We start from the raw sequence: 8,382 nt of genomic DNA, 5'->3' as shown, positions 1-8,382 counted from the left end.
CTTCCGATCTCGGGCCGGTGCCCGCGCCGCCGCCCGGCCCCCGGCCCACGCCACCCGCTCCCGGCCCGCCCACGCCGCCCCCGGGACCACCCCTGCCGTCGCCGCCGCCACCGCCCGGCCCGATGCCGGCGCCACCGTTCCCGCCCCCACCCCTCACCGCGACCGGGCATGCCGGAGCGGGGCCGGGTGGAGCGGGCGAGGTACCCGCTCCCGCGCTGCCGGTCTGGCCGCCGCCGACCTCGGGTCCGGCCGATCGACGGCAGCCCACGGGCGGCGGATCCATGCAAGATGCACAGGGTTCCGGTGGGTCCGGTCTGAGCGCGTACTACGGCGACCCGGCCGGCTCCGCCACCGTGGCCTTCCCGGCGGGCGAGGAGAACTCCGGATCGCTGACCGGGCACATCCTGGCCCAGGGCTGGGCGGAGACCACCGGCGAGCGCTCCACCAGCACACTGCGCGTGGTGATTGTGATGGCCGTCGCACTGGGCCTGCTGGTGGCGTTCAGCGTGCTGGTCGTGCTGCTGGCCAACGACGCGCTGAGCAGCGTGGCCAGCGGCCCGCCCGCCTGACGGCGGGTTACGGACCAACGGGTGAGTCGGCCCACACCCCCGGGCGACCCGGGTGGGCACGAGGCGTTCGCCGTACACTTGTCAGTGATCATTGACCTGGCGTGCGACCGCGCGCCCATGGGCGTTCTTGCGGAAGATCCGGCGGCATCACGTCGCAGCGGGACGTCGCGAAGATGCGCCCCGCTCGAAAGGCATTTCTTGACCACCTCCGCTGACTTCAGCACGCCCACCTTCCGCCTGGACCTACCTGCGAGCCCGCAGCCGGCCGACACCACCGCCCACGACGACACGATCAGCTTCGAAACGCTCGGCCTGCCCCGGCCACTGGTCCGCGCTCTCGCCCGGCAGGGCATCGACACGCCGTTCGAGATCCAGCGGGCGACCGTGCCGGACACGCTCGCCGGGCGGGACGTGCTGGGCCGCGGGCAGACCGGTTCCGGCAAGACTCTCGCCTTCGGGCTGCCGATGCTGGCCCGGATCGCCGACGGCGGGCGAGCCCGGCCGCTGCACCCGCGGGCCCTCGTCCTGGTGCCCACCCGCGAACTCGCCATGCAGGTCAACGACGCGCTGCTGCCGCTCGGCAAGGCCGTCGGCGTGTTCCTCAAGACCGCGGTCGGCGGGGTGCCGTACGACCGTCAGATCGACGCCCTGCGGCGCGGCGTGGAGATCGTGGTGGCGACCCCGGGTCGGCTCGCCGATCTGATCGCCCGTGGCGTGTGCCGCCTCGACGACATCGAGATCACCGTGCTCGACGAGGCGGACCAGATGGCCGACATGGGCTTCCTCCCCGAGGTCACCGAACTCTTGGCAAAGACTCCGGCGCACGCGCAGCGGCTGCTCTTCTCGGCCACCCTGGACGCCGACGTGGACGCGCTGGTGCAGCGCTTCATGACCGATCCGGTGACCCACTCCACCGCGCCGCCGACCGCCGCGGTGTCCACCATGGACCACCACCTGCTGCTCATCCCGCCGCGCGACAAGTTCCCGGTGACCGCGTCGATCGCCGCGCGCGCCGGCCGGACCATCGTCTTCGCCCGTACCCAGCTCGGGGTCGACCGGCTCGTCGCCCAGCTCGCGGCGGTCGGCGTACGGGCCGGTGGGCTGCACGGCGGCAAGACCCAGCGGATGCGTACCCGCACTCTGTCCGAGTTCCGCGAGGGGCGGACCAACGTCCTGATCGCCACCGACGTGGCGGCGCGGGGCATCCACGTCGACGGGGTCTCGCTGGTGCTGCACGTCGACCCGCCGAAGGACCCGAAGGACTACCTGCACCGGGCGGGCCGGACCGCCCGTGCCGGTGAGACGGGTGCGGTGGCCACGCTGGTGCTGCCGAAGCAGCGCCGCACCACCCTGGCGATGCTGGAGAAGGCCGGTGTGCGGCCGGCGGAGGTTCGGGTACGCGCCGACGACCCTGCCCTGGCCGACCTGGTCGGGGCACGGGAGCCGAGCGGGGTGCCGGTACGCGTCGAGCCCGAGGCACCTCGCCGGCCCAGCCGGCCGGGTGGCCCGCGCCGCTTCGGCGACCGGCCCACCGGTGAACGCCGGTACGGCGGACGACCCCGTACACACACCCGCTGAACCATTCGTTGCGGGCCGGCCGTGCCGCATGCACTGCCCGGCCCGCCCGGGTGGCGTAACGTCCGGCTCATGCCGAAGTCGCTGCTGTGGACCCGGATCGACACCGCTGGCGCCGAGCATGCTCTGGTCGACGAAGGCCAGGGGCTCACCGCGCACGGCACCCAGCTGGCCGCCGACCCGGTTCCCTACACGTGCCGCTACCGCCTGGTGACTGACCCCCAGTGGGTGAGCATCCGCCTGGAGGTCGAGGTCGAGGGGGCCGGGTGGCGGCGCAGCGTACGCCTGGAACGGACCACGCAGCGATGGCGGGTGACCGCCGCCGAGCAGGGTGACCTGGACGCGGTCCTGGCCGCGGCCGGGCGTGCCCCGGCCGGATTGCCCGGCGTCGAGGACCCCGACCGGCTCGCCGACGCCCTCGACCTGGACCTCGGCGGCTCGCCGCTGTTCAACACGCTGCCCCTGCGCCGGCTCGGCCTGACCAGCGAGCCAGCCGGCACGAGCCACCGGCTCAGCGTGGCCTGGGTGCTGCTGCCGAGCCTCACCGTGCTGCCCGCCGAGCAGGTCTACACCGCCCTTGGCCCGCACCGGTTCCGCTACGCCAGCGGCAGCTTCGCCGCAGAGATCGACGTGGACTCCGACGGGTACGTGCTGAACTATCCCGGCCTGGCCGAGCGGGCGGGGACGCGATAGCGGGCGGGTCAGGTGCCGTGGAGCGATAGCGGGCGGGTCAGGTGCGGTGGCGTGATCGCCAGCGTCAGGCCGGCCAGGTGCCGTCGGTCAGGAAGCGGTCGATAATCGCCAGGTGGGGAGCCAGATCCAGACCCTGGGCGGCCACCCACTCGTCGGCGTAGTACGTGTCGACGTACCGGTCGCCCGCGTCGCAGATCAGGGTGACCACCGATCCCGTACGCCCGGCGGCCAGCAACTCGGCGATCAGCCCGAAGGCGCCCCACAGGTTGGTGCCGGTCGACCCGCCCACCCGCCGGCCCAGCACCGCCGAGCCGGCCCGCATGGCGGCCAGCGAGGCGGCGTCCGGCACCTGCACCATCCGATCCACCACCGAGGGCAGGAACGAGGCCTCGACACTCGGCCGGCCGATCCCCTCGATCCGGGAGCCCCGCCCGGTGCCCACCGACCAGTCCGCCGCCTGCCAGGCCGGGTAGAACGCCGAGTTCTCCGGGTCGACCACGCAGAGTTTGGTGGGCAGCCGCCGGTAGCGGGCGTACCGGCCGATGGTGGCGCTGGTGCCGCCGGTGCCGGCGCCGACCACCACCCAGGCCGGTACGGGATGGCGCTCCAGGGCGAGCTGCGCGTAGATCGACTCGGCGATGTTGTTGTTGCCCCGCCAGTCGGTGGCCCGCTCCGCGTAGGTGAACTGGTCCATGAAGTGCCCGCCGGAGTCCTCGGCCAGCCAACGCGCTTCGACGACCACCTTCGCCGGGTCCGACACCAGGTGACAGCGGCCGCCCTGGAACTCGATCTGGGCGATCTTCTCCGGCGAGGTGGAGGCGGGCATCACCGCGATGAAGGGGAGCCCCAGCATCCGGGCGAAGTAGGCCTCGGAGACCGCGGTGGAGCCCGAGGAGGCCTCCACAATCGTGGTGTCCGGCCCGATCCAGCCGTTGCAGAGCCCGTACAGGAACAGCGATCGGGCCAGCCGATGCTTCAGCGACCCGGTCGGGTGGACGGACTCGTCCTTCAGGTAGAGATCGATCCCCCATCGCCTGGGCAGCGGGAAGGGCAGCAGGTGGGTGTCGGCTGACCGGTTCGCGTCCGCCTCGACGGCCGCGATGGCCTCGGTCACCCACCGCCGGCTGGCCTCGTCGAACCGGTCGAGCTGAGTCACGCTCAGGAAGACTACCGGGCGCTGACCGAGCGCCGGGGGTAGCAGCGGGTCAGGAGGAGGGCGGCACGAGCGGCTGCGGGCGGTTCTCCCACTTGGTGGAGAGGGCGATGCTGGTCCGGGTGGAGGCGACGCCGGGCGTACGGTTCAGCCGTACGATCAGCCGTTCCAACTCGGCGATGGTGCCCACCCGGACCTTGATCAGGAACGATTCGACACCCGCCATGAAGTAGCACGACTCGATCTCCGGGATCGCGCGGAACGCCTCCAGCACGTCGTCGGTGTCCGCGCCGGAGTCCTCCACGACGCTGATCAGGGCGGTCACGTTCAGCCCGATGTGCTCCGGCTCGACCTCCGCCCGGTAGGCGCGGATGACACCGCCGGCCTCCAGCTTGCCGACCCGTTCGTGCACCGCCGGGGCGGAGAGCCCGACCTGGCGGGCCAGTTCGGCGTACGACAGGCGGGCGTTGCCGCGAAGTAGGTCCACGAGGCTGAGGTCGATGGCGTCCACGGACTGTAGACCCTAGTCGCCGCCGCGTAACACTCGGACTCCGACATCCGTTGCACATGGCAGCGGGTGACAGTTCGCATACCCGGGGTCGAGAGGGCGGAGCGCCGGTACCATTTACTAACTTCCCACTCAGTGCGTTTTTCGCGTTTGGCGGACAGGCCAGGTCGCTGGTGCTGTAATTGCCATACGTCCCTCATGACGGCTCTGGGCTCGCACCGGCCGGGGGCAGTGTGTTCAGCCGGGGGCTTCGTCGACGCGAGGAGGGGGCTGTGGACACTGGAGATCGCCTGCTGACACCGGGTGAGGTCGCCGCGTTGTTTCGGGTAGACCCGAAGACCGTGACGCGCTGGGCGGCGGCGGGCCGGATCGGCAGCATCCGGACTCCAGGAGGGCATCGCCGGTTTCGGGAATCCGAGGTGCGAGCCCTGCTCGAGGGGGAGGGCATGCTGGAAGAGGCGGACGAAATGGACCGACCGCGAAACGCGGGCCCGGCCCCGTCGACCGGGCCGGGACCGGCCAACGCCGGCATGTACTGAGTAATCCGGATCGGGACGCGGACCGGTCGTCAGGTCCGGTCCGCGTTCAACGTCCCGGTCCAGCGGTGGAACAGGGTGTGCGGAACGCCGAGCGCGTCGAGCACCTTGCCCGCAACGAAGTCCACCAACTGGGCCGCGCTGGCGGCGGCTCCGGCGCCGTAGAAGCCGGGACTGGCCGGCAGCACCACCGCACCGGCATCGTGCAACTCGATCAGGTGCTCCAGGTGGCTGCGGGTCACCGGGGTCTCCCGGGGCACCACGACCACCCGCCGGTGTTCCTTGAGGTTCACCTCGGCGGCCCGCTGGAGCAGGTCCTTCGACAGGCCGATCGCGATGCCGGCGCAGGCCGCCGTGCTGGCCGGTACCACCGCCATGCCGCGCGCCGGGTAGGAGCCGCTGCTGGGCCCGGCCGCCAGGTCACCGGCGGCCCAGTGCCGCACGTCCGCGCCGTCGAGGTCGCGGCCGAGCCAGGCGGCCAGGTCCTCGGCCCAGTGCGCGTCGCGGAACGGCCGTCCGGTCTCATCCAGCACGGTCAACCGCGCGGCCCGGGAGACGATCAGGTCCACCGACGCGCCGGCGTCGAGCAGCCCGCGGACGACGGCCGCCGCGTACGGCGTGCCGGACGCCCCGGACACCCCGACCACCCATGGTTCGCGCATCACCGCCGCCCCTGCCGCTAGGCCCGCAGGCCGAGGCGGATGACCAGGTCGAGCAGGGCGAAGAGGAACAACGCGATGCCGACGAAGCCGTTGGCGGTGAAGAACGCCCGGTTGACCCGGGTCAGGTCGGTCGGCGTCACCACCAGGTGCTGGTAGCCGAAGGCGACCGCGGTCAGCGCCAGCCCGATCCACCAGAGCCAGCCGAAGCCGACCAGCACGCCGAACCAGCCGAACAGCGCGAAGGTCACCACGTGCGCGATGGTGGAGGCGTGCAGCGCGAACCGCAGGCCGTACCGGGCCGGCACGCTGTGCACGCCGATCTGGCGATCCACCTCGGCGTCCTGGCAGGCGTAGATCAGGTCGAAGCCGCCGATCCACAGGCCGACGGCGGCGCCGAGCAGCCAGGCCGGCCCGGAGCCGGCGAGTGTGCCGGTCACCGCCAGCCAGGCGCCGACCGGGCCGACCATCTGCGCCACGCCCAGAATGGCGTGCGGCCAGTTGGTGAACCGCTTGCCGTACGGGTAGACCACCAGCGGCACCACCGCCAGCGGCGCGAGCGCCAGGCAGAGCGGGTTGAGCAGGGCGGCGGCGGCCAGGAACACCACCAGGGCGACGCCCGCGCCGGTCCAGGCCGTCCGCGGGCTCACCGCCCCGGTGACCAGTTCCCGATTGGCCGTACGCGGGTTCCGCGCGTCGATCCTACGGTCGAGGATCCGGTTGGCGGCCATCGCGAACGTCCGCGCCCCCACCATCGCCACGGTGATCAGGAGCAGATCCCCCCACCGCACCCGCCCCCCGTGCACCGACATAGCGGTCAACGCCGACAGGAACGCGAACGGCAACGCGAACACCGAGTGCTCGATCGCCACCAGCCTCAGGAACGCCCCCACCCGCCCTCGCGATCTTGCGCTTTCCGTCGGGACAGAGTTGGGCGATTCCGGCAAATTGGCGACCGAAAGTGCATGATCGCGGGGGTCGTCGGCGGCGGTCGCCATCAGATGCCGTACTCCTTCCAGCGCTTGTCGACCAGCGAGACCACCTCGGGGGCCATGGTCATCTCCTCGGGCCAGCCACGGTGGTAGCCCTCGCTGGGGAGCTTGCGGGTGGCGTCGACGCCGGCCTTGCCACCCCAGAACTGCTGGTACGAGGCGTGGTCGAGGTGGTCCACCGGGCCCTCGGTGAGCAGCAGGTCGCGGGCGTAGTCGACGTTGCCGAAGGCGCGGAAGGCGACCTCGTTGTAGTCGTGCACGTCGCAGTCCTCGTCGACGATCACGATCAGCTTGGTCAACGACATCATGTGCGCACCCCAGATGGCGTTCATCACCTTCTGCGCGTGCTTGGGGTACCGCTTGCGGATCGACACGATCGCGCAGTTGTGGAACACCCCGGCGGAGGGCAGGTTGTAGTCGACGATGTCCGGGATGAGGAAGCGCAGCAGCGGCGCGAAGATCCGTTCGGTGGCCTTGCCGAGGCCGTGGTCCTCCTGCGGCGGCTGCGAGGTGACGATCGAGTGGTAGACCGGGTCGCGCTGCATGGTCATCGCCTCGACGTGCATGACCGGGAACGGCTCCACCGGCGTGTAGTAGCCGGTGTGGTCGCCGAACGGCCCCTCCGGCAGCCGCTCGCCCGGCTCGATGTAGCCCTCCAGCACCACCTGGGCGTGCGCCGGCACCTGCAACGGCACGGTCAGGCAGTCGACCATCTCCACCCGCTCACCGCGCAGGAACCCGGCGAACAGGTATTCGTCGATGTCGGCGGGAAGTGGGGCTGTGGAGGCGTACGCGACCACCGGGTCGGCCCCGATGGCGACCGCCACCGGCAGCCGCTGGCCGAGCCGCTCGGCGACGGCGTGGTGCGCGGTGGAATTCTTGTGGATCTGCCAGTGCATGCCCAGCGTGTTGTGGCTGTGCTGCTGGAGCCGGTACAACCCGAGGTTCCGCTTTCCGGTCTCCGGGTGCTTGGTGTGGGTCAGCCCGAAGTTGTGGAAGATCCCGCCGTCGCCCGGCCAGACCTGGAGGCCGGGCAGCCGGTTCAGGTCGACGTCGTCGCCGCGGTAGACGACCTGCTGGCAGGGAGCGGTCTTGACCTTCTTGGGCGGCATCGACTTGAGCTGCATCACCTTGCCCAGGCCGCCCATCATGCCGGAGAAGCCCACCGGCAGCTCCGGCTTGAGCATCTCGCCGATCCGGTTGCCGATCTCGTCCAGCGACTCGACGCCGAGCGCCATCGCGGTCCGCTTCTCGGTGCCGAAGAGGTTGATCGCCACCGGCATCTCGCCCCGGGTGGGCTGTTCGAAGAGCAGCGCCGGCCCGTCGGCCCGGACCGTCCGGGTGACGATCTCGCTGATCTCCAGCGTCGGGTCGACCGGCGCGCCGACGCGGCGCAGTTCGCCCGCGCGCTCCAGCGCCACGAGGAAGTCCTTGAGGTCGGTGTACGGGAACCCACGAGCCGCCATGCCAGCAAGTCTCCCCCACCCCCCACCCCCCCACCCACGCCGGGTGCTGTGACATGAAAGGAAGGGCCCCTTATTAACGCCTCCGGTAGAGCAGGGGTCCCCTATTATTGACGGGTAACTCAAACATCCCGTGATCGTTGAGTGTGTATGGATGTTGCGGTGACCGATGCGAGGCGGCTTTCCCAGCAGGCGCAAGAGGATCTGCGTCGGCGGGCGGTGGCGGCGTGGCAG

At 71.4% G+C, this 8,382-nt stretch carries 9 protein-coding genes; 4 read left to right on the top strand and 5 right to left on the bottom strand.

What is annotated here, in order from left to right; genetic code table 11:
• Positions 1-281 precede the first annotated feature (281 nt).
• The 3 genes from IEY61_RS30580 to IEY61_RS30570 all read left to right on the top strand — a co-directional run bounded on the left by IEY61_RS30580 (position 282) and on the right by IEY61_RS30570 (position 2,837).
• On the top strand, positions 282-569 hold the full coding sequence (locus IEY61_RS30580; RefSeq protein ID WP_229706620.1) for a hypothetical protein: 288 nt from the start codon (positions 282-284) through the stop codon (positions 567-569).
• A gap of 291 nt (positions 570-860) precedes the next feature.
• Positions 861-2,147: a DEAD/DEAH box helicase gene (locus tag IEY61_RS30575; protein WP_189050779.1), complete on the top strand. Its 1,287-nt coding sequence runs from the start codon at positions 861-863 to the stop codon at positions 2,145-2,147.
• Positions 2,148-2,216: 69 nt separating this feature from the next.
• Positions 2,217-2,837: a putative glycolipid-binding domain-containing protein gene (locus IEY61_RS30570; RefSeq protein WP_189050777.1), complete on the top strand. Its 621-nt coding sequence runs from the start codon at positions 2,217-2,219 to the stop codon at positions 2,835-2,837.
• A gap of 64 nt (positions 2,838-2,901) precedes the next feature.
• Here the strand turns inward: IEY61_RS30570 and cds1 are convergent, their stop codons facing one another.
• Together cds1 and IEY61_RS30560 are read right to left on the bottom strand one after the other, a co-directional pair.
• Entirely contained in the window at positions 2,902-3,993 is a 1,092-nt protein-coding gene (cds1, locus tag IEY61_RS30565) for an L-cysteine desulfhydrase Cds1 (RefSeq protein ID WP_189050775.1), read from the bottom strand.
• 49 nt (positions 3,994-4,042) lie between these two features.
• Positions 4,043-4,501, bottom strand: coding sequence for an Lrp/AsnC family transcriptional regulator (locus IEY61_RS30560; protein ID WP_189050773.1), 459 nt, complete (start codon positions 4,499-4,501; stop codon positions 4,043-4,045).
• Positions 4,502-4,770: 269 nt separating this feature from the next.
• Between IEY61_RS30560 and IEY61_RS30555 the strand changes: the two genes are divergently transcribed.
• Positions 4,771-5,037: a BldC family transcriptional regulator gene (locus IEY61_RS30555; RefSeq protein WP_189050771.1), complete on the top strand. Its 267-nt coding sequence runs from the start codon at positions 4,771-4,773 to the stop codon at positions 5,035-5,037.
• Between the two features lie 29 nt (positions 5,038-5,066).
• Here the strand turns inward: IEY61_RS30555 and IEY61_RS30550 are convergent, their stop codons facing one another.
• Genes IEY61_RS30550 through IEY61_RS30540 form a run of 3 tightly spaced genes read right to left on the bottom strand, consistent with a single transcriptional unit; the run spans position 5,067 to position 8,151 of the window.
• Positions 5,067-5,696, bottom strand: a complete 630-nt coding sequence (locus IEY61_RS30550) for a UbiX family flavin prenyltransferase (RefSeq protein WP_189050769.1) — start codon at positions 5,694-5,696, stop codon at positions 5,067-5,069.
• 17 nt (positions 5,697-5,713) lie between these two features.
• Positions 5,714-6,691, bottom strand: coding sequence for a menaquinone biosynthesis prenyltransferase MqnP (gene mqnP, locus IEY61_RS30545; RefSeq protein WP_189050767.1), 978 nt, complete (start codon positions 6,689-6,691; stop codon positions 5,714-5,716).
• A complete protein-coding gene (locus tag IEY61_RS30540; RefSeq protein ID WP_189050765.1) occupies positions 6,691-8,151 on the bottom strand; it encodes a menaquinone biosynthesis decarboxylase in 1,461 nt (486 codons plus the stop codon). The genes mqnP and IEY61_RS30540 overlap by 1 nt, the downstream gene beginning before the upstream one ends.
• Between the last annotated feature and the right edge of the window lie 231 nt (positions 8,152-8,382).

Origin of the sequence: Micromonospora sonchi, assembly GCF_014646235.1 — a bacterium.
Lineage (GTDB): Bacteria > Actinomycetota > Actinomycetes > Mycobacteriales > Micromonosporaceae > Micromonospora > Micromonospora sonchi.
Note: the sequence above shows the minus strand (reverse complement) of the source record. Positions and strands in the feature narration are given on the sequence as shown.